The organism is Corallococcus sp. bb12-1 (assembly GCF_026626765.1).
GTDB classification, from domain to species: Bacteria; Myxococcota; Myxococcia; order Myxococcales; family Myxococcaceae; genus Corallococcus; species Corallococcus terminator.
Genome location: NZ_JAPNJZ010000031.1, coordinates 15,364 through 39,709, shown reverse-complemented (window position 1 = coordinate 39,709; position 24,346 = coordinate 15,364). Strand labels below are relative to the sequence as shown.

Genomic DNA, 24,346 nt, shown 5'->3' with positions numbered 1-24,346 from the left:
GCGGCTACTGCGACAGCTTCGCCTGGAGCGCGGCCTTGTTCGGGTAGTTGGGCACGTCCTGGGACAGCTTCTCCCAGAGGGCCTTGGCCCCCTTGGCGTCGCCCTTGGCGAGCAGCGTGTCGCCCAGCTTCTCCACCGCGCCCGCGTCGCCCTGCAGCGCCACGCTCCACACGCGCGCGCCCATGGGACGGCCCAGGCCCACCAGCGCCCACGCCATGCCCGCCTTCGCGCGCCCGTTCTCCGGCTGGAAGGGCACCACGCGGGTGTAGTTGGCCAGGGCCTCCTGGTAGCGGCCGCGCGCCAGGTGCTCCTCGCCCTCGTCCACCAGCTTCGCGAGGCCCGCCTCCAGCTCCGGCGTGCGCTCCGTGTTCTTCACCGCGTCCACCATCTCCGGCGTCAGCGGGCGGGGCGCGTCCGACGGCAGCGCGGCGGCCTGCGCCTGCCCCTGCGACAGGCGCACGCGGCGGTCCTCGGCGCGCGACGCGAGCCACTTCTGGCGGCCCCCGGCCTTCACCGTCTCCTCGATGCGCTGGCTCAGCTCGCGGGCCATGGGCGCGCGAGGCGACTGCGGATGCGCCGCCACCAGCGCGTCGAAGCCTTCGCGCGCGGACTTGAGCGCGGGGAGGTTCTCCCCCTGCGTCTCGAACAGCAGCGACGCGTGGCTGAAGAGCCCTTCCGCATGCCGCGGCTCCACCTCCAGCACGCGCGCGTAGGCCTTGAGTGACGCGACGCTGTCACCCTGGAGGTACAGCGCGTTGCCGCGCAACAGCTCCACGTCCAGCACCGGCTCCAGCGAAGCACGCGCGCAGGTGGCGGCGCCCGCGGTGTCACCGGACTTCGCCCGGGCCTGCACCGCCGCGTCCATCGCGTCCAGCGTCTGGCCCGGCGTGAAGCCACAGTTCGCTTCGGACAGCGACAGCAGGGGCGTCTTGCCCAGCTTCTTCTTCAGCGCGAGGAAGCGCGTCCGCACGCCGTCCGACTGGGCCTGCGCCTGCGCCAGGTAGGACAGCGCCTCCGCGTTGCGGCCGTTCGTGTAGTAGAGCTTGCCCAGCGACGAGGCGATCTCGAAGGTCTTCTCCCGCTCGCGCAGGCCTTCGGTCGAGTCGAGCTGCTTCATCAGCTCCTCGGCGGACGGCGGCAGCTTGTTGGCGTCCGACACCGGCGGGTGACCCTGCGGCAGCGGCGCGCCGGGCGCCACGGGGGCGCTCGCGGGCATCGTCGGGTGACCTTCCGGCAGGGCTCCGGCCGCACCCGGGGCCCCGGTGGTGGGCGACGCCTGGGTGCCGGGCGGGATGGTGGGGTGACCGGGAGGCAGGGGGGAGGGCTCGGCCGCGAGCAGCGCGGCCGTGGCCAGGGCGAGGGACAGGCTCATAGTTCGTGCACGGGGAAACGGGCGCCCACGTCGGGCCAGCAGAGGGCCTCGCGCTTGCGGACGTCCTGGGGGGCGAGCTTCGCGAGCAGCTCCCGCACCGTCACGCCCAGCACCGGATGCCGGGCCCGGGGGGCCAGCTCCGACAGGGGTTCCAGTGCGAAGCGGCGCTTGTGCAGTTCCAGGTGGGGCACCTGGAGGTTGGCATCCGCGACCACGGAGCGGTCCTCCTCGTCCCACAGGAGGATGTCCAGGTCGATGGTGCGCGGCCCCCAGTGCTGGAGGCGGCGGCGGCCCAGGTCCTGTTCAATGCGCTGCAGGATGCACAGCAGGCGCTGCGGGGACAGCTCACTTTCCAGCGCCACCACGGCGTTCAGGAAGCGCGGCTGCGCGGGGCCCACCGGGGCGCTGTCGTACAGCGACGAGCAGCCCAGCACCGCCACCGCGTCGATGCAGGACATCGCGGAGAGGGCGGCCACGAGGTGGGCCTCACGGTCGCCCTCGTTGGAACCCAGACCTACATAGACGGTCGCACTCAAGGCTCCATCTCAACCGGATTCACCAGGGTTCCGATTCCCTCCAGCTCCACCTCCACCGTGTCCCCCGCCACCAGCACGCCCACCCCGGACGGGGTGCCCGTGCTCACCAAGTCGCCCGGCAGCAGCGTCATGATGTGGGAGATGAAGGACACCAGGCGGGCGGGGCTGAACACCATGTCGGACGTGCGGCCATCCTGACGCACCTGTCCGTTCACCCGGCACACCACCCGCAGGTCCGCCGGGGACAGGCCCGTCACGGCCCACGGGCCCGCGCAGGCGAAGGTGTCGTAGCCCTTGGCGCGGGTGTGCTGGGTTTCCTTGCGCTGGATGTCGCGCGCGGTGACGTCGTTGAAGGCGGTGAGGCCCCAGATGGCGCGCGCGGCGGTGGCCTCGTCGGCGTTCTTCACGCGCTCGCCGATGAGCAGCGCCAGCTCGGCCTCGTGGTGCACTTCCTGGCTCGCCTTCGGGATGCGGATGGGCGAGCCCGGGCCGTTGAGCGAGGTGGAGGGCTTGGTGAAGATGAGCGGTTCGGTGGGGACGGGCTTGCCCATCTCCTCCGCGTGCTTGCGGTAGTTCTGCCCGATGCAGACGACCTTCGACGCGTCCGACGGCACCAGCAGCGTCAGGCCCTTGAGCGACCGGCGCAGCCCCGTCTCCTTGCCCCCGGCCCACGGCGCGGCGGTGAGCACCACCACCTCGTTACCGTCGACGCGGCCGTAGCTGGAGCGGCCATCGACCTGGAAGCGGCAGTAACGGGCGGTCATGTCTTCCCCTGGAGTCCGAGCACGTCGGCCATGTCATAGAGCCCCGGCGCCCGGCGCGCCACCCACCGCGCGGCCCGAAGCGCCCCTTGCGCGAACTGGTCCCGGTTCGTCGCCCGGTGGGTGAGCTCGACGCGCTCCCCGTCGCCGAAGAAATACACGGTGTGCTCGCCCACCACGTCCCCGCCGCGCAGCGCCTGCACGCCAATCTCACCCGGGGGCCGGGCGCCCGTCTGCCCGTCGCGCACGAACGTGACGTCATCGCGCGTGCGCCCCAGGCTCTCCGCCAGCACCTCCGCCAGCTTCAGCGCGGTGCCGCTGGGCGCGTCCTTCTTCATCCGGTGGTGCGCTTCCAGCACCTCCACGTCGAACGAGGGCCCCAGCACGCGCGCCAGCTGCGCCGCCATCTGGATGACCAGGTTGACGCCCACGGACATGTTGGGCGCCGCGACGATGGGCACCTTCCGCGCGGACTCACGGAGCTTCGCGGTGTCCTCCTCGGAGAAGCCCGTGGAGCCCACCACCAGCGGCACGCCGCGCGCGGCGCACGTCTTCGCGTGCGCGAGGCTCGCCTCGGGGCCGGTGAAGTCCACGACGACGTCCGCCTTGGAGAACTCCAGCGCGCGGTCCAGGTCGTCCATCAGCAGCACGTCCAGCGCCGCGCCCAGACGGGCCGCGAGCCCCGCGTCCTGCCCCGCCACCGGGCTGCCCTGCCGCACCGTGGCGGCCACCACCTGGAGGTCCTTCGCGTCGCGCGCCAGGCGCAGGAGGGTGCTGCCCATGCGGCCGGTGCTGCCGGTGATGACGGTGCGGATCATGGCGCGTGTGCTCCAGGAGCAACGGACAACGGGGGGACGGCGTGGGGCCGCTTTCAGCCCTTCAACAGGCCCAGGTGGGCGAGCGCGTCCTTCAACTTCGCCGCGTTCGCCTCACCCATGGGAACGAGCGGCAGACGCACCTCCGGGCCGAACAGGCCCATCAGGTGCAGCGCCCACTTCACCGGAATGGGATTCGATTCGACGAAGAGCAGCCGGTGCAGCGCGTTCATCCGCACCTGGAGCCCGCGCGCCTTCGCGATGTCGCCGCCCCGCGCCGCCGCCACCAGGTCCGCCATCATCCGGGGCGCCACGTTGGAGGACACGGAGATGACGCCCTGGCCACCGCACGCGATGAAGGGCAGCACCGTGAAGTCGTCGCCGGACAGGAGCGTCAGCCGCTCACCGCACAGCTCCAGCAGGTCCACCGTGCGCGCCAGGTTGCCGGTGGCCTCCTTGAGCGCCACGACCTCCGGGATGTCGCACAGCTTGAGCGCCGTCTCCGGCAGCAGGTCCACGCCCGTGCGGCCCGGCACGTTGTAGGCGATGAGCGGGAAGCCCGGGTGCGCCTTCGCGATGGCGCGGTAGTGCTCCACGAGGCCCGCCTGCGTGGGCTTGTTGTAGTAGGGCGTGACGATGAGCGCGCCGTCCGCGCCCACCTCGCGCGCGCGGCGCACGGAGTCCACGGTTTCGCGCGTGCTGTTGCTGCCCGCGCCCGCCACCACCGGCACGCGGCCCTTCACCTCGTCCACCACCACGGAGATGGCGCGCGCGCGCTCATCCGAATCCAGGGTGACGGCTTCGCCCGTGGTGCCCATGGGCAGCAGCACGTTCGTGCCACCTTCAAGCTGGGCGCGGACCAGGGCCCGGAAGGCCCCCTCGTCCAGCGCCCCATTCAGGAACGGAGTGGCCAGCGCCGTCATGGAGCCTTGGAAGGTCTTCATGTCGGCGCTTATACGTTCAGGCCCGCTCGCCGCGCCAGAGGTCCTCGACGCGCTCGCGCTCCCGCACGACGCGCCAGGCCTCCCCGTCCACCAGCACCTCGGCCGGCCGGGGGCGCGAGTTGTAGGTAGAAGCCATGCTCATGCCGTAGGCCCCGGCGCTCATGAAGGCGAACAGCTCGCCCTGGCGGGGGAGCACCAGGGAGCGGCCCTTCGCCAGCACGTCGGTGGACTCACACACCGGCCCCACGACGTCCACCTGCACGTCCTTCCCCCGGCGCTTCACCAGGGGCTGGAGCGCGTGGTGCGCTTCGTAGAGGGCCGGGCGGATGAGGTCGTTCATGCCCGCGTCCACCACCACGAAGGTGCGCGTCTCGGTGGGCTTGCGGTACAGCACGCGGGTCAGCAGCACGCCCGCGTTGCCCACGAGCGACCGGCCCGGCTCCAACAGCAGCGTGGCCCCGGTGGGCTTCACCGCGGCGAGCACCGTGCGCGCGTACTCCTGGGGGCTGGGCGGCGTTTCGTCCGAATAGGTGATGCCCAGCCCGCCGCCCACGTCCAGGTACTCCAGCGCGTGGCCCTTCGCCTTGAGCGTGACGTAGAGGTCCGCCACCTTGGTGAGCGCGGCGCGCATGGGCGCCGTGCGCGTGAGCTGCGAGCCGATGTGGCAGTCCAGCCCCAGGGCCTGCACGCCCTTCATCTTCTTCGCCTTCGCGTAGAGGGCGACCGCCTCTTCGAAGGGCACGCCGAACTTGGACGTCTTCAGGCCGGTGGCGATGTAGCGGTGCGTCCGGGCATCCACGTCCGGGTTCACCCGCAGCGCGAACGGCGCGCGCCGGCCCGCCCTGCGCCCCACGGCATCCAGCGCCTCCAGCTCCTCCGCGCTCTCCACGTTGAAGAGCCGGATGCCGGAGGACAGGGCCTGGGCCATCTCGTCCGGCGTCTTGCCCACGCCGGCGAACACCGTCTTGCCGGCGTCTCCGCCCGCCTGCTTCACGCGGGCCAGCTCTCCGCCGGACACGATGTCAAAGCCGCTGCCCAGCGCCGTGAAGAGCTTCAGGATGGCCAGGTTGGAGTTGGCCTTCACCGAATAGCAGATGAGGTGCGGGTGGCCGGCGAACGCCTCCGTCACCTCGCGGAAGCGCTCCGTGAGGGCCGCGGCGGAGTAGACGTAGGTGGGCGTGCCCACCGCGTCCGCGATGGCCGACAGGGGCACCCCTTCCGCGTGCAGCGAACTCTTTCGATACGCGAAGGCCGTCACGGCAGAGGCCCGGCGTCCGTGGTGGACGGCGGCACCGTGGGGCCAGAGGGCTCCACGGCGCCCCGAGGCGGCTCCTGCGGGGGCACCGTCTCCAGGGTGGGCGCGGGCGGCGGCGCCGGACGGGGGGCGTGGGGACTGCCCTTGATGCCACACGCCACCAGCCCCAGCGTCAGGGCGGCGGCGACACACAACCGGAGAAGGGGTCCGCGCATGGCTAGAACTTGATGGCCAGCGTGCCGCGGATGGCGTGCGCGGTGCTGAGCTCCTGCGCGGGCAGGTTCAGGTCCTTCAGGCCCGCGAGCGGGAAGAGGATGCCGTAGTCGATGCCCGCCACGAAGCCGTCCTCCGTCACGTAGCGCGCGCCGACGTCCGCCTCGAAGCCCAGGCCCTTGTTCACCGAGGAGGGCGTGGACTCACCGTAGAACGCCTGCGAGTAGATGATGCTGCCGAAGACGTCGAAGCCCTCCGCGATGGAGTACTTGAGGCCCGGCTTCACATAGAACGCATCCGTGACGCCGTTGAGGATGGAGCGCCACAGGATGAGGTCCACGCGGTAGTCGCGGTTGAAGCGGAAGTTGCGGATGGCGTTGTCGCTGCAGCCGCCGGTGTCGCAGCGGTACTGCCGGCCTTCCACGTCGCCCGGCGCGGTGTTGCCGTCCGAACCGGTGCCCTGGCGGCCCGGGTAGTTGCCGAAGCCCGGCGCCTTGTCACCGGACGCGAAGCCCGCTTCCACGCCCAGGTGCAGCTTGTTCTCGATGATGTGGAACTCGGTCTGGAGCACGCCGCCGAACTGCGCGATGCGCAGCGACTGGGAGGCCGGGTCCGCCGTCGTCAGCGCGCGCCCGTCGATGGTGCCCAACTGCGCCGCGAACTCCGCCTCGATGCGGAACTTCTTCTCCGCGTACTTGAACCACAGGTCGGGCACATACATCGTGCCGCCGCGCGGCAGGAACGTGGGGGTGGTGACGTTGACCACGGGGTCGATGTTGATGGGGACGCCGCTCGTGTCCCCCAGCGTCGCGTACCGCTGCGTGCGGTAGGTGAAGTACAGGCCGTAGTTGAGCACGCCCTGGTTGTTGTCCAGCTTGGCGCGCTCCTGCTGCTCGGTGTCGCGCCGCGCGATGGCCAGCACCAGGCTGTGGCTGTCATCGGACTGGGTGAGGTCCACCGGCTCGCCCAGGGAGTTGGTGCGCTCGGAGGAGACACCCTCCGAGTTGAAGTCCAGCATCGGCGTCACGTACCAGCCGGCGAACGGCTCGGTGACGAACTGGATGCGGTCCACCGTGTCGCCGTAGTCGCAGTCCAGGCAGTTGCCGTCGTTGCGCAGCATGCCCACGCCCCAGTGGCTGCCCATGCGGCCAAAGCGCAGGATGCCCACCGGCGTCGTCACCTCGCCGTACGCGCGCCGCACCTGCACGGAGTCCTTGAACGCGTTGATGGCGGAGTTGCCCGGGGTCTGGTTCTCCGAGAAGAGCGTGAAGTTGTTGCGCCAGTCGCCGCTGTAGGCGCTGTCCGGGTTGGAGCCCAGCAGGATGTTGTCCAGGGCGTCCACCTGCACCTTGACGCGCACGTCCTCGGAGACGTTGAAGGACGGCTCCAGGCGGAAGCGCATGTTCGCGCCCGCCTGGGTCTGCTCCGAGGCGGAGCGCGGCGAGCGCGTCCACAACTGACGGCCCAGGGGCGTGCCGGCCGGCAGCGCGGGCTTGCCCAGGTCGAACTTGTAGAAGAGCGTGGGGCGCACGCGCAGGTAGCCGTCGAGCGTGAACAGCTCCAGCTTGCGCTTCTCCTCCGTCCACTCCTCCTGCCAGTCGTTGTTGTTGGCCACGGCCTGGGTGGCCGTCTGCGCGCGGATGTCCTCGCGCAGCTCCTGGCGGGTGGCCTCCAGCCGCTGCTCCAACTCCTCGCGGCTGACGGAGCCCTCGGTGGAGGCAGCGGGCGCGGCGGGAGCGGGAGCAGGAGAATCGGCCGGAGCCGACTCCTGGGATGCCGCGGCGGGCGAGCCACCATCAGGCACCGGCGGCGTCTGCGCGGTGGCCGTGGACGAGGCGACGAGCAGCGCCGCCAGCAGGACGTGAGGCATGGTCAACGGTCTCCGGGGCCACGACATGACGCGGCCGGGTGTAAAGGGCGGGCGATTCAAGCCATGCCCCCCTGGGGTGTCAACGTCTACGGGAGCGGGGCTTCGCTCCGTCAACGACCTGCGAGGGCCTCTTCGGCGGCTTTCCAGGACGGGCGGGGGCCTTGGGGAGCGGCTGACATTTCGGACAGAAATGCGTGGTGCGCCCACCCTGGGTGAAGGACTCCACCGTCATTCCACACTTCGAGCACGGGCCTTCCGCCCGCCCGTAGACGAGGAAGCGATTCACGGAACCCGGCTCTTCCAGGTACACGATGTCCTCGCCTTCCTGCTCCTTGAAGGCGAAATCGAACGCGGCGTGGACCCCTTCGGCCAGCCGCTGCCACTCCGGGGGTGTGAGGGAGGCGGGCTTGCGGGCCGGGTGCACGCCCGAGCGGAAGAGCGCCTCCGCCGCGTGGATGTTGCCCAGGCCCGCGATCCGCCCCTGGTCCATCAGCGCCACCTTCAAGTCCTGTTTCGAATTGCCCACCGCCTCCTGGAGCTGGGGGCCGGTGAGGCCTTCGGTCAGCGGATCCCGCCCCAGGGCCTTCACGGAGGCCAGCTCCCACAGCCCCTGGGCCGGCGCGGGCTCCATCCGGCCGAAGAGGCGGGGATCACAGAAGTGGACGACGTGGCCGTCCTCCAGATGGAAGCGGGCGCGGCTGTAGGGAACAGGCTCGCCCTCCTGGCGGCGCACGAACTTCCCGGTCATCCCCAGGTGGGCCATCAGGCCCCTCCCTCCCTCCAGGGTGAGCAGAAGGTACTTTCCCTTGCGTTCCAGGGCCGTCACCTGGCCGGTGAGCTTCGCGAAGTGCGCAAACTCCGCGCCCCGGAAGATGCGGGTGGCGTCCGCTTCCGCGCGCACGATGCGGTGGCCCTTGAACCAGCGCACGAGGTTGCGCCGGGCGATCTCCACTTCCGGTAGCTCAGGCATCCACCGGGGCACATAGCACCTGTTCCCCCACCCCGCGCATTTCCCCTGCGTCGGGGGCCCGGGTGTCCTCTTTCCTCCGTTGAAAACGGGACCGGGAAGGAGCTTGCCCGGGGCGAGTCAGCGTGACTACGAGGGGCCAGACACGCCACCACCTCGTTAGCGAAGGGACGACTCGCCCATGCATCGGATGGCCACCGCAATCCTGACCCTCACCCTGGCCTCGGGCCTCACCACCGGCTGCGCGAAGCAGCGCGTCGGCGCGGAGAAGGCCATCGCCAAGGCGTTCATCTCCGACGAACAGGAGAACCAGCTCGGCCTCCAGGTGAAGAAGGAGTTGGAGACGAAGGAGAACATCAAGTACGTGGAGGACCCGGCGGTGCTGGAGTACGTGCGCGGCATCTCCGCCCCCATCCTGGCGCAGGCCAACAAGGACCGCTCCGGGGTGAAGTGGAAGGTCAACGTCATCAACGACCCCAAGACGGTCAACGCCTTCGCCACGCCGGGCGGCTTCCTCTACGTCTACACGGGCCTGCTGCTCGCGGCGGACACCGAGGCGGAGCTGGCGGGCGTCATGGCGCACGAGGCGGGCCACGTGGTGGGCCGTCACTCGGCGCGCGCGATGGTGAACGCCTACGGCCTGCAGACCATCACCCAGGTGGCGCTGGGCCAGAACCCCGGCACCGCCGCGCAGATCGCCGCGCAGCTGGCGGGTGGCGGACTCCAACTGGCGCACGGGCGCAGCGAGGAGACGGAGGCCGACGAGTACGGCGCGAAGTACTCCGCCGCGGCCGGCTTTGATCCGAACGGCCTCATCGCCTTCTTCGAGAAGCTCCAGCAGATGCAGGGCTCACAGCCCTCGGTGCTCAAGTGGCTGTCCACGCACCCCACCAACGCGGACCGCATCGCGCACCTGCGGAAGATCATCGCGCAGCAGGGCCTCAAGGGCGGCCGCAACGACGCGGGCGGCCTGACGGCCATCAAGGCGAAGCTGCCCAAGTAGTCGGCCTCTTCTGCGGCGTGCCCCGCCCGGGCCCCTTTCAGTGCACGGGCGGGTTGTCGCTTCCGTCGGGCAGGAAGCCGGGAGGCTCCGGGTCCTTGCCCTCGGCCACCCGGCGCTTCCTGCGGAACAGGGCCAGCCGCGTCCTGCGGGCGCTGTTGGCGCTCTTCGCGGCGCCCGGGGTCTTGAGGGGTGGCTCCAGGGGCGCGGGCTGACCGAAGTCGCGCGCGCCCTTGGCCTTCCCCTTCACGGAGGCGTGTTCGAGGATGGCGTTGAGCTCCCCTCCGAGGATGAAGATGAGCCCGGAGAGGTAGAGCCACAGCAGGAGCACCACCACGCCACCGATGGAGCCGTAGGTGACGTCGTACTTGCCGAAGTGCTCCACGTACTGGGTGAAGCCCCAGGTGCTGCCCAGCCACGCCAGCGTGCCGAACACGGAGCCCGGGGTGATGTACTTGAAGCGCTGCTTCACGTCCGGCAGCAGGTAGTAGCAGAGCGACAGCATCAGCATCACCAGCCCCGCGGTGAAGGGCCAGCGCAGCCAGGACCAGACGAGGTGGAACTCGTCGATGAGCGCCAGCTTGTCCGCGATCCACGCGCCCACGCGTCCGCCCAGGAGCAGGATGGCGAAGGACAGGGGAATGAGCAGCGTGCCCGCCAGCGTCACCGCCAGCGCCAGGGCCTGCGTCTTCCAGTAGGGCCGGGACTCCGGCACGTCGTACGCCATGTTGAGCGCCTTGCGCAGGGCATCCACGCCGCGCGAGGCCGACCACAGCGCGACGAGCAGACCCACCGTGAGCAGCTTGGGGCGCGTCTCGCCGACGATGGACGTCAGGTGCTGGCTCACCACGCCCAGCGCGTCCCCGGGCACCAGCGGCCGGATGCGGTCCATCATCGCGTCCACGGCGCCGGGCGCGAACGGCAGGTACGCCACCAGCGTGACGAGGAAGAACAGGAACGGGAACAGGGAGAAGATGAAGTAGTACGACAACTGCGCCGCCACGTCGGTGACGGCGTCCTCTTCAATCTCCTTCCAGAAGCGCCGGCCGAACTCCCTCCACGTCAGGTACTTGAGCCGTGGTGGCCCCATGTGGTCCCCCTCCGGGTCTATTGGGGAGCCAATGTGCGAACGGTCCGGGCATTCGGCAGCAGCCAGCCGGCCGAGCGCTCGCCATGGGGTCCATCCAGTGTCGGTTGCTAGACGACGCCGGACGGCAGGTAGCGCCCCAGGAGCGGGCGCAGGCGGGAGCGCACCTCGGCGGGGATGCGGGCCCGGTCGGTGAAGATGGCCAGCGCGAGCGCGGTGTCACAGCGGCACTGGGACGCGGTGCCGGCGATGCGGGGCAGCGCGCGACGCAGCAGGGCGGCCCCGTGGGCGGTGACGGCGTCCAGGCGCTGGGCGAGCTGCGGCAGGAGGGCTTCGGGTTCCTGGCCCACGGGCTGGGGGCGCCAGGAGTCGTGGTCGGTGGGCAGCGCGATGAGGGCGTAGTGCAGCTCCGCCTCGCGCGCGAGCCGCGCCTCCGGCATCGCGGTGAGACCCACCAGGTCGCAGCCCCAGGTGCGGTAGAGCTGGCTCTCCGCCTGGGTGCTGAGCGAGGGGCCTTCGATGCACACGTAGGTGCCAGTGGGGTGCACCACGGTGTCGCCGTGGCGCGCGGCGTCGTTGAGCGTCTGGCGCAGGGTGGAGCAGAAGGGCTGGGCCAGCTCCACGTGCACGGCGACGTCGTCGTAGAAGGTGCAGGGGCGGCGGTAGGTCCGGTCGATGACCTGATCCGGCAGGGCCAGGTGGAGCGGCTGGATGTGTTCGCGCAGGCTGCCCACGGTGCCGGTGGCGAGGACGTGGGTGACGCCCAGGACCTTCAGGGCGAAGAGGTTGGCGCGGTAGGGGGAGCGGGTGGCGTTGTGGACGTGGCCCTGGCCGTGGCGGGAGACGAAGACGACGCTGACGCCCTCCAGCTCCGTGGCGACGAGCGGCGAGCTGTGGGGGCCGAAGGGCGTCTCGATGGTGAGGTGCTCGCCCCGGCCCTGGAGTCCCAGGGCCTGGTAGAGGGCATGGCCCCCGATGATGCCCACCTTGACCGCCGGCATGCGTCTCCTCTCGCCCGGGCGCCGGGCGTGGGGCTGACGATATCGCGGGGCCCTCCCCCGGGAAGCGCTGAAGACTGGTAGCTTTCACATTTGCCATGCGTCTTCTTCCGCGCCTCGTCGTCCTCGCCTTCCTGCTTGGTACCCCTGCCCTGGCCGCCCCCATCCCGCCGGGATGCGAGGAGGACGCCGTCGCGTGCAAGGAGGACTGCACCATCGAGTACGGCGGCAACAGCAGCGCCATCCGCAAGCTGACGCGCTGTTTCGAGGGCTGCACGACCCAGCGCTCCCAATGCGCCCGGAAGTTCAACGCGGTGAACGGCCGCGCCGGGGATGCGCCAGAGGCCGCGCCCGAGCGTCGGCAGTCGAAGACGGAGGCCGCCAAGCTCCGGGAGATTGAAGAGAAGGACCGCAAGCGCGACGAGGATCCGTTCGGCGACGACGACAAGCCCGTGCGCGAGCGTCCCGCGCGAGACGCCTACGACGACCCGCCGGAGCCGCCCCCGGAGCGCAAGGCCTACCGCGCGTCGGACGAGCCGGAGAAGAAGCCCGTGCGGGGCAACACCCGGCCGGCGACAGTCCCGGCCCGCGCCACCGAACCCGCGCGCACGCCGCCCCCGCCCTCCCCCGCCGTGGCGCCCGAGCCGGCACCGGAGCGCACGCGTTCCGAGGCGCCCGACATCGAAGCGTTCACCGAGCCGCCGCCGCGCGACGAGCCGCCCGCGCCCAAGCCCGCCCCGAAGCCCGTGGTGGCCGAACCCGCGCCGAGCCGAAACACGTCCGACGACGACCTGCCCGCGCCGCTCCCGCCCGTGGAGAGGAAGGCGCCCCCGCCCCGTCCCGTGGAAGCGCCGCGCCCGAAGCCGCCGCCGGAGCCGAAGAAGGACATCTCCGACTGGGATCCGAACGGCGACTGAGCAGGACGCCAGAAATTCGGCGCCCCATCGCGCCAGCCGCCGAGGACACCGTGGCGCTCGGGGGGCCCCATGCGCGCAGGCCCTTCCCGTGGAACCTCCGCGAACGAAGCGTCCAAACCTGTCCGACAGTCGGACAGGTTTCTCAAGACGGAGCCCGACACCTCCTCCAGCGCTAGCGTCCCAGCCACTCTTGGGACTCCACACCTGGACGCGCGATGCGAGTCACTCGGCGTCCGCGATGCGCTCGAGCAGTTCGCTCAACAGCAGGCTTTCTCCTTTTGAGAGGACTTGGATCCGGTCCATGGAGGCACGCAGCGCCGAGGCCACCGCGCGGACCTCCGCGTTCGCTGGTGTCGCCGCCTCGCTCGTGATGGCCGCCACGGTCGCCTCGCGCGCGGCATCGGAGAGTCCCAGGTCGCGCTGCCCTTCGGGCTGGCGCAGGAGCGTGAGCACGGCCCCGGTGCCCATCGACACCACGAGGCCGAGCGCCCGCTCCTCACTGACCCGCAGCCGGCCCGCGCGCGCGATGTTCCGGATGCGCCGCCGCAGGACCTCCTCCCCGGCGCCGACGGCAGAGGGCTGCGACGCCAGCGCCGGATCGCTGCTCATGAGCGCGAACAGCCCTGGATGGCTGAGGCCGAACGCGACGTGCATGTCCCAGCCATCGCGGAAGTCCTGGAGCGGGTCGGGGTGCGGCACGCGCGCGGACTTCTTCGACACGTAGCTCGTCATCGCATGCTCGATGACGGCCGCGAGCAGGCCGCGCTTGTCGCCGAAGAGCCGGTAGAGGGTCGGCGCCTGCACACCCGCGGCGGCGGCCACGGCACGCGTGGTCGCGGCATCCGGACCTCCAGAGGAGATGAGCTCCGCGGCGGCCGCGATGATGCGCGCGCGCACATCGGGGCCCTCGGCATCTTCCGCAGCGACCTTCTCGCGGTCCTTCATCAGGCTGGAATAACACGCGCCCCCTGAACCGCCGATAACATCGACTTGATAACGGCGTTAACGATCGCTACGTTATCATCGGAAACGCCAACCTGTTTCCGTCGCTACTGGAAGGAGCGTTCGATGATCGTCGTGACCGGAGCAACAGGGCAGCTCGGCCGCCTTGTCGTGGAGCAGCTCGTCACCCGCGTCCCGGTGGACCGGGTCGCCGTCAGTGTCCGAGACGTGCAGAAGGCGCAGGAGCTGGCGGCACGCGGCGTCCGGGTGCGCAGGGGCGACTTCACGGATCCGAAGAGCCTGGAGCACGCCTTCGAGGGCGCGTCCCAGGTGCTGATCATCTCGTCGAATGCGAGCGCGTATGGCGGCGATCCCCTTGCCCAACATCGCGCCGCCATCGACGCCGCACGGTCCGCGGGCGCGCGACGCATCGTCTATACGAGTCACATGGCCGCGAGCCGTTCGTCGGCGTTTCCCCCAATGCTCGACCATGCGGCGACGGAGCAGATGCTGGGCGAGTCCGGTCTGGCGTGGACCTCGCTTCGCAACGGCTTCTACGCGGAGAGTGCGCTGTTCCTGCTGGGCAGGGGCCTGAAGACGGGGGTCTTCGAGGCGCCCGCGGACGGCAAGGTCTCCTGGACCACGCACGCCGACCTCGCGGAGGCGGCAGCGGTGATTCTGGCGGACGAGGGCCGGTACGACGGGCAGACGCCGCCGCTCACGGCAGCGCAGGCGCTCGACTTCGGCACCCTGTGCGACATCGCGTCGAACGTCCTCGGGCGTCCGCTCCGTCGAAGCACCGTGTCGGAGGACGACATGCGCGCGAAGCTTGAGGCCTCCGGCATGCCCGCACATGTGGTGGCCATCTCGCTCGGCCTCTACCGCGCGAGCCGCGACGGCGAGTTCGCGGCCACCGATCCCACACTGCAGAAGTTGCTCGGGCGCGCGCCGACGGGCATGCGCGAGGTGCTGGCCGAGCAGTTGGGCCGAACAACTGACGGCACCTGACGAAGGTCAGGGCATCAGGTGCGGTCCGAGGGCCCGGAGTTCCTGGCCTCCCAGCCCACCCCCAGCGAGCGGTTCGCCATCGCGTCCCAGGACGGGGCCCCTTCCATCCGTGTCCCGCCTGCGAGCGTGTGGCAGAGTCCCACCGCTTGCCTTCCCTCACGTTCGCGCATCGGCTCCGCGCCTGGCATCTCGTGCTCGGGGCCTTGTTTGTCTACACGCTTGTCTGCGTCTGGACCGCCTTCCGGGGCGGGCTGTTCGGGTTCCACGACCTCGCCCTGCTGAACGACCTGTTCGCGAACGCGGTGCACCACGGTCGTCCCTTCTGGGTGACGGACGCGGACCTCAACCACCTCACCATCCACTTCACGCCGTCGCTGCTGCTGCTCACGCCGCTGTTCCTGCTGAGTGACTCGCAGTTCCTGTTCGTCGTGCTGGGGCTGGTGGCGTTGTATGGGGCCGTGGCGCTCCAGGTCTGGTGCTTCGAGCGCATGTTCGAGGAGCGGGAGCTGCTTCCCGCCACGTGGCGGCCCTGGGCCAGCGTCGCCTTCGCGCTGTACCTGGGGCTCAATCCCTTCGTGAAGACGGTCGCGCTCTCCGCGCACTTCGAGGTGTTCTTCCAACTGGGCGCCACGGCGGTGCTCGTGCTCCTGCTCCGGGGGGCGCGGATGCGGTGGGTCGTGCCCATCGCGCTGCTCACGCTGGGCGTGCGTCCGGATGGAGGTCTGTTCCTCGCCTTCCAGTCGGCGGCGCTGTTGCTGCTGCCGGCCGTGGCCCGGCCACCGCGCGCGCTGCTCACGCGCAGGGTGCTCGCGGTGTCCGCGCTGTCGCTCGGCTACCTTGCCCTCTGTGTCGCGGTGGTACTGCCGGCGCTCGGGACACCCTCAGGCACGCGGTTCTGGTCGCACTACGGCAGCACCTGGGGGCAGGTGGCCCTCACCGCGCTGGGCGACCCCGGGCGGGTGGTGCACGACGTGTCCACCAGCGGGCTGGTGGCCTTCCAGCGAAGCTTCCTGTGGATCCAGTTGCTCGCGCCCGCGGCCACGCTCCTCAGCACCCTTCCGGGCACCTTCTTCTTCATGGCGGACGCGACGGACAAGCGCCTGCTCTGGTTCTACAACTCCGCCTTCCTGCTGCCCGGGCTGGGCGTGTGCGCGGCGGCGGGCTTCGGCCAACTCATCGTGCTCTGGAGGGGCGTGGTCGCGCGCGGATGGGTTCCCGCCCGGGTCGCGATGGCGCCCGCGCTGCTGCTCGCCGGGTTCGCGCTCATCCAGGTCGCGCGCTTCGACCGCACCGTGGGCGCCCCGCGCCTGCGTCCCATGCCGCCGGTGGATGAAGCCTTCCGCCAGGCCTTCGCGCGCCATGTCGAGCCCTGTGCCTCACGGAGGGTGGTGGCCACGGACTTCCACTCGGTCGTCTTCGTGCCCAACGACTACGACCGCTTCCTCCTCCACCACTACGAGCGGGCCCAGGTCGTGCTCGTTCCCCCGCGCGTGGACACCCTCATGCTGGGAGCCGCCTCACGGGAGGCGTTGCTCGACGCGCTCGTGCGCGACTCCCGGTTCGAGGAGGTGGCGGATCCAGGCTCGGTCCGCGTCTTCGTCCGGACGGATGCTCGCGGTTGTGGTTCCTGACGCGGTTCCAGCACATGTGGAGGCCACGACCTCAGCCCGCGCGCTCCTGCTCCAGGTCCAGCACGCGCTGCCAGAGCGCGAAGGGTGACACGCCGACGTAGCCGCTCTCCTGGCCGTCGTTGCACTCGATGACGATCCACCGGCCGGACTGCTCCTGGGCCACATCGACGACGAGGAACGGAAGCGCCACCCGGCGCGCCGCCTCACCCGCGAGCGCCAGGGCGTCGTGCTCCTCGCGGGGCGTCAGCGTGTACGGCGTCCCCTGCCACCAGTACGGTCCCCAGCCCACCAACTGCTGACGCCACCAGAAGGTCCTGAACTCGAACGAGCGCGGCAGCGCATCCGCGCCCTGCGTGTCGTCCACCCTGCGCAAGGGCCGCAGCTCGCGGCACACCACCTGCTGCCAGTGCAGGATGGGGTCCTGGGCGTAGGCCTCCATCGCCTGACGGAAGGCGTCCGGGCCTTCGATGATGGAGAGCGACTTGCGATGGCGGCTCGTCTGCCGCGCGCCCTTGAGGAACACCGGCCAGCCCACGCTCCGCGCCACCGTGTCCGCGTCCGGAGGGGCGTCGAACCAGACACTGCGAGGCGTCAGGTCTTCCAGGAGCGGATACCAGTGCGGCAGCTCCGTCGCGCGCTGGTGCTGCTCCGGCGAGTGGACCAACCGCAGGCCCTGCGCCTCCAGCTCCCGGTAGCGCTCCGCGTAGTCCGGCCAGGCGCCCGCGCGCGCGACGACGTCGATGGGCGCATCGGGCAAGACATAGGGCCGGCGGCAGGCGAAGAACCGGTCGAAGGCGAAGTCATAGATGCCCGTCCCTGTCTGGGCGGTGAGCAGCCACAGCCGGTCCTCGACCTTCAGCAGATCCTCGCCCGCTCTCAACATGGCCATGAGCGTGAGGCCCCTTCCCGCTCCGCGTCAACGCGGGCCCTTCAGCCCGCCTTCACCACCACCGGAGGAGGCTTCAGCGGCGCGGCCTGCGTCAGCCGCACGCCCAGGAGCACCAGCGCGCCGCCCAGCGCGAGCTCCCAGTGCAGCGCTTCGTCCAGGAAGGCCCAGGCCGCGAGCGCCGTCGCGGCCGGTTGCAGGTTGGAGAAGATGGCCACCTTCGACGCCGGCACCTTCGACAGCGCGTAGTACCAGAGCAGGTACGCCACCACCGACGTCATCAGCCCCAGGTACACGATGGCGGCCTTCGCCGCGAAGCTCGCGGCCCACACCTGCGCGGGCTCCAGCACGAACGGGATGAGCGGCAGTTGCAGCGCCGTCGCCACCGTCATCGTCCACGCCGTGGCGCGCAGCGCTCCGTGTTCGGCGGCCAGCGGCCTGCCCTCCGTCGTGTAGATGACCCACGCCACCACCGCCATGAGGATGAGCAGGTCGCCCTGGACCGACCCCTGCGCGCTCGCGAGCCCCCGGCCCAGCAGCAACACCACCACGCCCACCAGCGCGGTGAGGATGCCCATCGTCGCCCGCTGGGATGCCCGCTCGCGGCCCAGCACGAGGCTGGCCACGTACACGCCCAACGGCGTCAGCGCGTAGAGCAGCGCCGCGTGCGCCGACGTGGAGCGCGACAGCCCGGAGAAGAACAGCGTCTGGTTCACCGGGCCGCCCATCAGGCCCAGCAGTGCCACGCGCTTCCACGCCGAGCGCGGTGGCAGCTTCGGCCCCGGCGTCAGCGCGAGCAGCAGCGTGAACGCGACGCCGCACACGAGGAAGCGCCACAGCACCACCGTGAACGGCGACAGCTCCGTCATCGCGCGCTTGGCCGCCAGGTACGTGCCCGCGCTGATCAACACCTGCAACCCGAGCGCCGCGTACACCCGCCCGAGCGGCGGTGCGGCGGCCCCCGGTGTCACGACTCCAGTTGGAGAAGCGCCCATTTCGCGGCGCTGCGTACCAGTTCGCTGGAGTCGTCGCTGAGTTTTTCGAGCAGCGGCCGGGCGTGCGCCTGCCGTGCCACGCCCAGCGCATAGACAGCGTTGCGCCTCAAACCGTCATAGCGCGCGCGGGCCAGCGCCGTGCCGGGGATGAGTTCCTTGTATTGCTCGGGTGTCAGCGCCGCCAGCTCCGCCGTGCCCAGCGAGGCCACCGCGCGGGGCGTGAAGCGCGCGTCCTCCGCGTGCACCGGCTTGCGGTTGAGCGGGCACACCTGCTGGCAGATGTCGCAACCGAAGATGAGGTTGTCGAACTTGAACCGGAACGCCTCCGGCACGTCGCGGTGGCGGTTCTCGATGGTCTGGTACGACAGGCACGCCCGCGCATCCACCTGCCGGTGGCCCACCAGCGCGCCCGTGGGACACGCCATCAGACACCGCCGGCAGGAGCCGCAGCGGTCCGCCACGGGACCGGGCGGATATTCGTCCACCGCCGCGTCCAGGATGAGCGTGGCCAGCAGCACCCAGGAACCATGGGATTCGGTGATGAGGCAGCCGTTCTTGCCCACGTACCCCAGGCCCCCTCGCGCGGCCCAGACCTTCTCCATCATGGGCCCGCTGTCCACGCCGCCGTAGGTGCCCAGCCCCGGGTACCATTCGTTGAGCGTCTTGCGGAACGCCTTCATCCGGTCGCGCAGCGTGGAGTGGTAGTCCCGGCCTCGCGCGTACCGTGCGATGGGCGAGCCCTGCGACGGCGCGTCGTCCCGGTAGTAGTTGTTGGCGAAGGACAGCACCGTCTTCGCGCCCGGCAGCAGCACCGACACGTCGAGCCGCTCCTCCGCGCGCGACCCCATCCAGTCCATGTCCGCGTCGTAGCCGGCCTCCAGCCACGACAGCAGCGACGACGGGGGAATGGGCTCCGCGCGGGCGAAGCCGATGAGGTCGAAGCCCACCTGCTGGGCGAGGTCCCGGAGCCGGGCGGTGGGCAGCGGGGTCACGGCTACTTCGAGGGCTTCTCGGGGATCCACTTCACGTCGGGCAGGCCGGCGCGGAAGTTCACCAGCCGCGCCACGACGAAGAGCAGGTCCGACAGGCGGTTCAGGTACATGGCCACCGCGGGCGGGGCCTTGTCTTCGCGCAGCAGCGTCACGACCCGGCGCTCGGCGCGGCGACACACCGTGCGCGACAGGTGCAGCGCCGCCGCCGCGGGCGCGCCACCGGGGAGGATGAAGTGCGTCATCTTCGGCAGCTCCTCCTCGTAGCGGTCGATGTGGCGCTCCATCTCCTCCACCCACTCCGGCTTCAGCTCCGGAATGTGCGCCGCCGCCTTGGTGTGCGGCGGCGTGGCCAGCACCGCGCCCACGGTGAAGAGCTGGTCCTGGAGCCGCTGGAGGAAGTGGTCCAGGTCCGCGGGCAGCGGGAAGGTCCGCGCGAGCCCCAGCGTGGCGTTGAGTTCGTCCACCTCGCCGTAGGCGTCCACCAGCGCGTCGTCCTTCGCGATGCGTCCACCACCGAACAGGCCCGTCTCTCCCGCATCGCCGGTCTTCGTGTAGATCTTCATTTCACCCTCTGTAACGGCGCTTCGCACCCGACACTACCCAACCGGCGGAGCGCAGGAGGTTGATCTGGAGCCTGCACCCCATCATAAGGGGCGCATGCAGCAATACCTGAGTCTGCTGGACCATGTCCTGCACCACGGTACGAAGAAAAGTGACCGGACCGGCACGGGGACCCTGAGCCTCTTCGGCCATCAGCTCCGCTTCGACCTCACCCAGGGCTTTCCGCTGGTGTCGACGAAGAAGCTGCACGTGAAGTCCATCCTCCATGAACTCCTGTGGATGCTCCGGGGGGACACGAGCGTGCGCTCGCTCCAGGAGCACGGCGTCACCATCTGGGACGAGTGGGCCAACGCCGACGGCAGCCTGGGGCCCGTGTACGGCCACCAGTGGCGCTCCTGGAGCACGCCGGACGGCACGCCCGTGGACCAGATGCGGCTGTTGGTGGAGGGACTCAAGAAGAACCCGGACTCGCGCCGCCACCTGGTCAGCGCGTGGAACGTGGCGGACCTGCCCGCCATGAAGCTGCCGCCCTGCCATGTGATGTTCCAGTTCTACGTGGCCGACGGCCGCCTCTCCTGCCAGCTCTACCAGCGCAGCGCGGACATCTTCCTGGGGCTGCCCTTCAACATCGCGTCGTACGCGCTGCTGACGATGATGGTCGCGCAGGCCACCGGCCTCGTCGCGCATGAGTTCATCCACACGCTGGGCGACGCGCACCTGTACCTGAACCACGTGGAGCAGGCGCAAGAGCAGCTGAAGCGCGAGCCCCGCGCCCTGCCGCGCATGCGCATCAACCCGGACGTGAAGGACCTGTTCGCCTTCCGCTACGAGGACTTCACGCTGGAAGGCTACGACCCGCACCCCGCCATCAAGGCGCCCGTGGCCGTATGACACAGCGCCTGTCCGCCATCGTCGCCATGGCGGCGAACCGGACCATCGGCCTGGGCAACACCCTGCCCTGGCGCCTGCCGCAGGACCTGGCCCGCTTCAAGCGCCTGACGATGGGCCACACCCTCGTCATGGGCCGCAAGACCTACGAGTCCATCGGAAGGCCCCTGCCCGGCCGCACCACCATCGTCCTCACCCGACAGCCGGACTGGGCCGCCCCTCCCGGCGTCCAGGTGGCTCGCTCCGTGGACGAGGCCCTGGAGAAGGCCCGGGCCGACAGCGAGGTCTTCATCGCGGGCGGCGCGGACCTCTACGAACAGACAGCGGACCGGTGGCACCGGCTCTATCTCACCCGCATCGCACGCGACTTCCCCGGTGACGCCTTCTTCCCCCCCGTGGACCTGTCCACGTGGAGGCTCGTGGAGGAGGAATCCCACCCGGAGGCGGACCTCCCCTTCGGTTTCCTCACCTACGAGCGCTAGGGATAGCCCTTATTCCAGAAGCAACGCGTCCTCACGGGCAGTGTCGAGCTCCCGGCCGCCTTGTTCACCCAAGGGGGCGCTGAATCCTGATATTGATTCTCAGAATTGAACGCCCCTGGGTGCGTTGGTAGAAGTCGGACGTGAATCGCGCCGCCTCCGTCACGCTGTGCCTGCTGCTCGCGCTGTCCTCCACTGTCCGGGCCGAAGCGCCCGCGTCCGACGAGGGGCGCACCTGGCACCGGCTGGTGGGCATCCTCCAGTACCTCCAGGCGGACTACCCGGCGGCGGTGTCGTCGCGCTCCGAGTTCGAACTGACGGAGCAGAAGAGCTTCGCGGCGGAGGCGCTGGACGCGGCGAAGGACCTGGGCCCGGCGGCGGCCACCTTCGTGCCGAAGGTGCAGGCCATCCAGGCGCGCGTGGACCAGTCCATCGACCCTGAAGGCGTGAGCCGCGACTGCGGTGAGCTGGTGGAGAGCCTGGTGCTGGCGGGGGGCCTGGCGCGCAGTCCCCGCAAGACGCCGGACCTGGAGCATGGCGCGAAGCTGTTCCAGGCGAACTGCGCGGCCTGCCACGGCGTAGACGGCAAGGCGGCGGTGGCCATCGCGGCCAACATGGAGCCCGCTCCGGCGAACTTCCAGGACCCGGAGCTGATGGAGGACGGCCTGACGCCCTACAAGGCGTTCAACACCACCAGCTTCGGCGTGCCCGGCACCGCGATGCCGGCCTACCCCACCCTCTCCGAGGACGACCGCTGGTCGCTCGCCTTCTTCGTCTTCACGCTGCGCCAGCCGCCGTGCCAGGGCGAGCCGCCGCGCGCCTCGCTGGAGCGACTGGCCACCGCCACCGACGCGGAGCTCGCGAAGGAGTACGGCGCGGACAAGGTCGCGTGCCTGCGCCAGAACATGCCGGACGAGGACGAAGAGAAGGCCCTGCTCGCCGCGCGCCAGTCGGTGGGCAACGCGATGCGCATGGCCGCCGCGGGCGACTACGCCAGCGCGAAGACGGAGCTGCTGGACGCGTACCTCAACGGCCTGGAGCCGGTGGAGCCCAAGCTGCGCGGACGCGACCCGGTCCTCACCCAGAAGCTGGAGGAGGCCTTCATGCAGGCGCGGCTCGCCGCCGAGCGCAAGAGCCCGCACCTCCAGGACGAGGGACGGGAGCTGCTGTCGCTGCTGGACCAGGCGCGCAAGACCAATGGCAGCACGACGGACATGCTGTCCGTGGCGTGGCTGACGCTGCTCATCCTGCTGCGCGAGGGCTTCGAGGCGACCATCATCGTCACGGCGCTGCTGGCAGCGCTCAAGAAGATGAAGGCCATGGACCAGGTGCGCGTGGTGCACGCGGGCTGGGTGTCCGCGCTCATCGTCGGCGCGCTGGCGTACGTGCTGGGCCGCAAGCTGCTGGCCGGCGCGCAGCGCGAGTGGCTGGAGGGCGTCACCGCGCTCGTCGCCGTGGGCATGCTGCTGTACGCGGCGCTGTGGCTCAACGCGCGCGTCAACGTGAGCCAGTTCATGGGAGAGCTGCGCCAGCGCATGCAGGGCGCGCTGGGCCGGGGCAGCACGTTCGGCCTGTTCGCCATCGCCTTCACGTCGGTGCTGCGCGAGAGCTTCGAGACGGCCATCTTCCTGCAGGGGCTCGCGGTGGACTCCGCCGCGGGCGTGGCGTGGGGCGTGGTGGCGGGCATCGCGGCGCTGGCGGTGCTGGTGCTCTTCATCAACCGCATGGGCTACCGGCTGCCCATGAAGACGCTCTTCAACGTCTCCACCGTGGTGATGGTGGTGACGGCGGTGATGCTGCTGGGCAAGGGCATCCATTCGTTGCAGGAGGTGGGCGCGCTGCCGCTGGTGCCGGTGCGCTTCATCACCGTGGACATGCTGGGCCTGTACCCGGATGCCCTGTCGTTGGTGCCGCAGATGTTGCTGGCCGTGGCGCCGCTCGTGTACCGGGCCGTGCGCCGCCGGACACGCGTGGAGGCAGCCGGGGACGGGGCGACGCAGCCGCCGCCCTTGCGGTAGCGTGGCACGTGGTGAAGCGCTCCCCCCCTTTCCTACTCCTCGCCCTGCTGCTCGTGTCGGGCCTGGCCTCCGCCCAGGAGGCCCCCGCCGAACCGGCCACGGCTCCCACCGGGGGCCTCACGCCGCCCCCCCTGGTGGGCGCGGCGGAGGAGGACGTACCGCCGCCACCCGACATCGCTTTCCAGGGGGATGCCTCCTCCGGGGCGCGTCCGTCCGTCACCGCCGGGGCCCTGCCGGACACGCGTCCCCCGCCGTCGAAGGACCCCGTGCCGCGCGTGGCGGTGGAGGTATTGGGAGGCGCGTCGGGCGGCGTCGTGGGCGCCACCGTGCTGGGCTCCTTCGGGTACCTGTTGGGCTCCGCCACGGTGGGGTGTGACGAGTGTCTGGTGATGGCCGTCGCGGGCGCCGCGGCCGGGGCGCTCATCGGCATCCCGGTGGGCACGTACGCGGGCGGCCGGTTCATGAACGGGCGTGGGCGGCTGGGCCCCACGGTGGCCGGCAGCATGGTGGGCTGGGGCGCGACGCTGCTGGGCATCTCGCTGGTGAACAGCGGCGGCTCCGACGCGCCCAACGCCGTGAACGCCGCGCTCTTCATCCTCCCGGTGGTGGGCGCGAGCGTGGGCTACGAGCTGACGCACAGCAGCGCCATGCGCGTGGAGGAAGCGTCGCGGCAGTCCCGCTCGCAGGGAGTGACGCTGATGCCTGTCGCCACCTACAGCGCGAAGGGCCCGCACCTGGGCCTGCTGGGCAGTTTCTAGGTCCGCGTCAGGAGGCTTCCTGAAGGGGGATGCCCTCGCGCGAGCGCCTTCGTCAGCGCGTCCAGCAGCTCCGGGAGCCGGGCCATCAGGCCCTCGAAGTTCTCGTCGGTGAAGGCCAGCGGCGTGTGCTCCTTGAAGCGTTCGGGGAGCGGGATGAGCTCCAGTTCGGCATGGGAGCTGGGGGTTCCCCACGTGACGCTCGCGTCGGCGAGGAGCGGCGCCCGGTCCAGATGGGCAAGGCCGAGGCACAGCGCGATGCCGGAGGTCCCGTCGGGCAGCGCGTGCTTCAGCTCGCAGTCGATGCCGATGTCGTGGCCCTGATACCGGGTGAGGCTCCCCGTGGGGGAGTCCCAGACCGTCACCTCGACGTCAGGGTGACTCCTCCGAAGCTGCTCCGCGCACGCCTCCAACAGCGGCTTCGCCCGGAGGCGGAGTGTTGAAACCGGATCCATG

25 protein-coding genes are annotated in these 24,346 nt (G+C 70.6%); 8 read left to right on the top strand and 17 right to left on the bottom strand.

Going from position 1 to position 24,346, the window contains the following annotated elements:
• Positions 1-4: 4 nt before the first annotated feature.
• The 9 genes from OV208_RS37610 to mutM form a co-directional block, all read right to left on the bottom strand.
• Positions 5-1,372, bottom strand: coding sequence for a tetratricopeptide repeat protein (locus OV208_RS37610; RefSeq protein ID WP_267578776.1), 1,368 nt, complete (start codon positions 1,370-1,372; stop codon positions 5-7).
• Entirely contained in the window at positions 1,369-1,908 is a 540-nt protein-coding gene (folK, locus tag OV208_RS37605) for a 2-amino-4-hydroxy-6-hydroxymethyldihydropteridine diphosphokinase (RefSeq protein WP_267578775.1), read from the bottom strand. Before folK ends, OV208_RS37610 begins: the two co-directional genes overlap by 4 nt.
• Positions 1,905-2,672, bottom strand: a complete 768-nt coding sequence (locus OV208_RS37600) for a fumarylacetoacetate hydrolase family protein (RefSeq protein ID WP_267578774.1) — start codon at positions 2,670-2,672, stop codon at positions 1,905-1,907. Before OV208_RS37600 ends, folK begins: the two co-directional genes overlap by 4 nt.
• A complete protein-coding gene (gene dapB / locus OV208_RS37595) occupies positions 2,669-3,487 on the bottom strand; it encodes a 4-hydroxy-tetrahydrodipicolinate reductase (RefSeq protein WP_267578773.1) in 819 nt (272 codons plus the stop codon). Before dapB ends, OV208_RS37600 begins: the two co-directional genes overlap by 4 nt.
• A 53-nt stretch (positions 3,488-3,540) precedes the next feature.
• Positions 3,541-4,428, bottom strand: a complete 888-nt coding sequence (gene dapA, locus OV208_RS37590) for a 4-hydroxy-tetrahydrodipicolinate synthase (protein WP_267578772.1) — start codon at positions 4,426-4,428, stop codon at positions 3,541-3,543.
• Between the two features lie 16 nt (positions 4,429-4,444).
• On the bottom strand, positions 4,445-5,686 hold the full coding sequence (lysA, locus tag OV208_RS37585) for a diaminopimelate decarboxylase (protein WP_267578771.1): 1,242 nt from the start codon (positions 5,684-5,686) through the stop codon (positions 4,445-4,447).
• Positions 5,683-5,898: a lipoprotein gene (locus OV208_RS37580; protein WP_267578770.1), complete on the bottom strand. Its 216-nt coding sequence runs from the start codon at positions 5,896-5,898 to the stop codon at positions 5,683-5,685. Before OV208_RS37580 ends, lysA begins: the two co-directional genes overlap by 4 nt.
• Positions 5,899-5,900: 2 nt before the next feature.
• Positions 5,901-7,766: a TIGR04551 family protein gene (locus tag OV208_RS37575; RefSeq protein ID WP_267578769.1), complete on the bottom strand. Its 1,866-nt coding sequence runs from the start codon at positions 7,764-7,766 to the stop codon at positions 5,901-5,903.
• 79 nt (positions 7,767-7,845) lie between these two features.
• Positions 7,846-8,736: a bifunctional DNA-formamidopyrimidine glycosylase/DNA-(apurinic or apyrimidinic site) lyase gene (gene mutM, locus OV208_RS37570; protein ID WP_267578768.1), complete on the bottom strand. Its 891-nt coding sequence runs from the start codon at positions 8,734-8,736 to the stop codon at positions 7,846-7,848.
• 178 nt (positions 8,737-8,914) lie between these two features.
• On the opposite strand from mutM, the gene OV208_RS37565 reads away from it, so the two are divergent.
• Positions 8,915-9,736, top strand: a complete 822-nt coding sequence (locus OV208_RS37565) for a M48 family metallopeptidase (RefSeq protein ID WP_267578767.1) — start codon at positions 8,915-8,917, stop codon at positions 9,734-9,736.
• Between the two features lie 37 nt (positions 9,737-9,773).
• Here OV208_RS37565 and OV208_RS37560 read toward each other — a convergent pair whose 3' ends face one another.
• Positions 9,774-10,823: a YihY/virulence factor BrkB family protein gene (locus OV208_RS37560; protein WP_267578766.1), complete on the bottom strand. Its 1,050-nt coding sequence runs from the start codon at positions 10,821-10,823 to the stop codon at positions 9,774-9,776.
• Positions 10,824-10,930: 107 nt separating this feature from the next.
• Positions 10,931-11,821, bottom strand: a complete 891-nt coding sequence (locus tag OV208_RS37555) for an MTAP family purine nucleoside phosphorylase (protein ID WP_267578765.1) — start codon at positions 11,819-11,821, stop codon at positions 10,931-10,933.
• 95 nt (positions 11,822-11,916) lie between these two features.
• Here OV208_RS37555 and OV208_RS37550 point away from each other — a divergent pair, with 95 nt between their 5' ends.
• Positions 11,917-12,735 (top strand): hypothetical protein, encoded by an 819-nt coding sequence (locus OV208_RS37550; protein ID WP_267578764.1) that lies wholly within the window; start codon positions 11,917-11,919, stop codon positions 12,733-12,735.
• 222 nt (positions 12,736-12,957) lie between these two features.
• Here the strand turns inward: OV208_RS37550 and OV208_RS37545 are convergent, their stop codons facing one another.
• Complete coding sequence (locus OV208_RS37545; protein WP_267578763.1) at positions 12,958-13,680, bottom strand: TetR family transcriptional regulator; 723 nt, start codon at positions 13,678-13,680, stop codon at positions 12,958-12,960.
• Between the two features lie 123 nt (positions 13,681-13,803).
• Here OV208_RS37545 and OV208_RS37540 point away from each other — a divergent pair, with 123 nt between their 5' ends.
• Positions 13,804-14,685, top strand: coding sequence for an SDR family oxidoreductase (locus OV208_RS37540; RefSeq protein WP_267578762.1), 882 nt, complete (start codon positions 13,804-13,806; stop codon positions 14,683-14,685).
• Between the two features lie 146 nt (positions 14,686-14,831).
• Entirely contained in the window at positions 14,832-16,316 is a 1,485-nt protein-coding gene (locus tag OV208_RS37535) for a hypothetical protein (RefSeq protein ID WP_267578761.1), read from the top strand.
• A 31-nt stretch (positions 16,317-16,347) separates the two neighbouring features.
• On the opposite strand, the gene OV208_RS37530 is transcribed toward OV208_RS37535, so the two are convergent.
• The 4 genes from OV208_RS37530 to OV208_RS37515 are packed head-to-tail and all read right to left on the bottom strand — an operon-like array spanning position 16,348 to position 19,752.
• On the bottom strand, positions 16,348-17,205 hold the full coding sequence (locus OV208_RS37530) for an ATP-grasp domain-containing protein (RefSeq protein WP_267578760.1): 858 nt from the start codon (positions 17,203-17,205) through the stop codon (positions 16,348-16,350).
• A gap of 41 nt (positions 17,206-17,246) precedes the next feature.
• On the bottom strand, positions 17,247-18,197 hold the full coding sequence (locus OV208_RS37525; RefSeq protein WP_267578759.1) for a DMT family transporter: 951 nt from the start codon (positions 18,195-18,197) through the stop codon (positions 17,247-17,249).
• The gene (queG, locus tag OV208_RS37520) at positions 18,170-19,189 is read right to left on the bottom strand and encodes a tRNA epoxyqueuosine(34) reductase QueG (protein ID WP_267578758.1); all 1,020 of its coding nucleotides are present in this window, start codon (positions 19,187-19,189) and stop codon (positions 18,170-18,172) included. Before queG ends, OV208_RS37525 begins: the two co-directional genes overlap by 28 nt.
• Positions 19,190-19,191: 2 nt before the next feature.
• Positions 19,192-19,752, bottom strand: a complete 561-nt coding sequence (locus OV208_RS37515; RefSeq protein ID WP_193349072.1) for a cob(I)yrinic acid a,c-diamide adenosyltransferase — start codon at positions 19,750-19,752, stop codon at positions 19,192-19,194.
• 94 nt (positions 19,753-19,846) lie between these two features.
• Between OV208_RS37515 and OV208_RS37510 the strand changes: the two genes are divergently transcribed.
• From OV208_RS37510 to OV208_RS37495, 4 genes are all read left to right on the top strand, one after another.
• Positions 19,847-20,641 carry a thymidylate synthase gene (locus tag OV208_RS37510; RefSeq protein WP_267578757.1) on the top strand — a complete coding sequence of 265 codons (795 nt, stop codon included), beginning with the start codon at positions 19,847-19,849 and terminating at the stop codon, positions 20,639-20,641.
• Positions 20,638-21,120 (top strand): dihydrofolate reductase, encoded by a 483-nt coding sequence (locus tag OV208_RS37505; protein WP_267578756.1) that lies wholly within the window; start codon positions 20,638-20,640, stop codon positions 21,118-21,120. The genes OV208_RS37510 and OV208_RS37505 overlap by 4 nt, the downstream gene beginning before the upstream one ends.
• Positions 21,121-21,260: 140 nt before the next feature.
• Entirely contained in the window at positions 21,261-23,135 is a 1,875-nt protein-coding gene (locus OV208_RS37500) for an FTR1 family protein (RefSeq protein WP_267578755.1), read from the top strand.
• A gap of 11 nt (positions 23,136-23,146) precedes the next feature.
• Entirely contained in the window at positions 23,147-23,893 is a 747-nt protein-coding gene (locus OV208_RS37495; protein WP_267578754.1) for a GlsB/YeaQ/YmgE family stress response membrane protein, read from the top strand.
• Here the strand turns inward: OV208_RS37495 and OV208_RS37490 are convergent.
• Positions 23,890-24,345, bottom strand: a complete 456-nt coding sequence (locus tag OV208_RS37490) for a hypothetical protein (RefSeq protein WP_267578753.1) — start codon at positions 24,343-24,345, stop codon at positions 23,890-23,892. The genes OV208_RS37495 and OV208_RS37490 overlap by 4 nt on opposite strands.
• Position 24,346 lies beyond the last annotated feature (1 nt).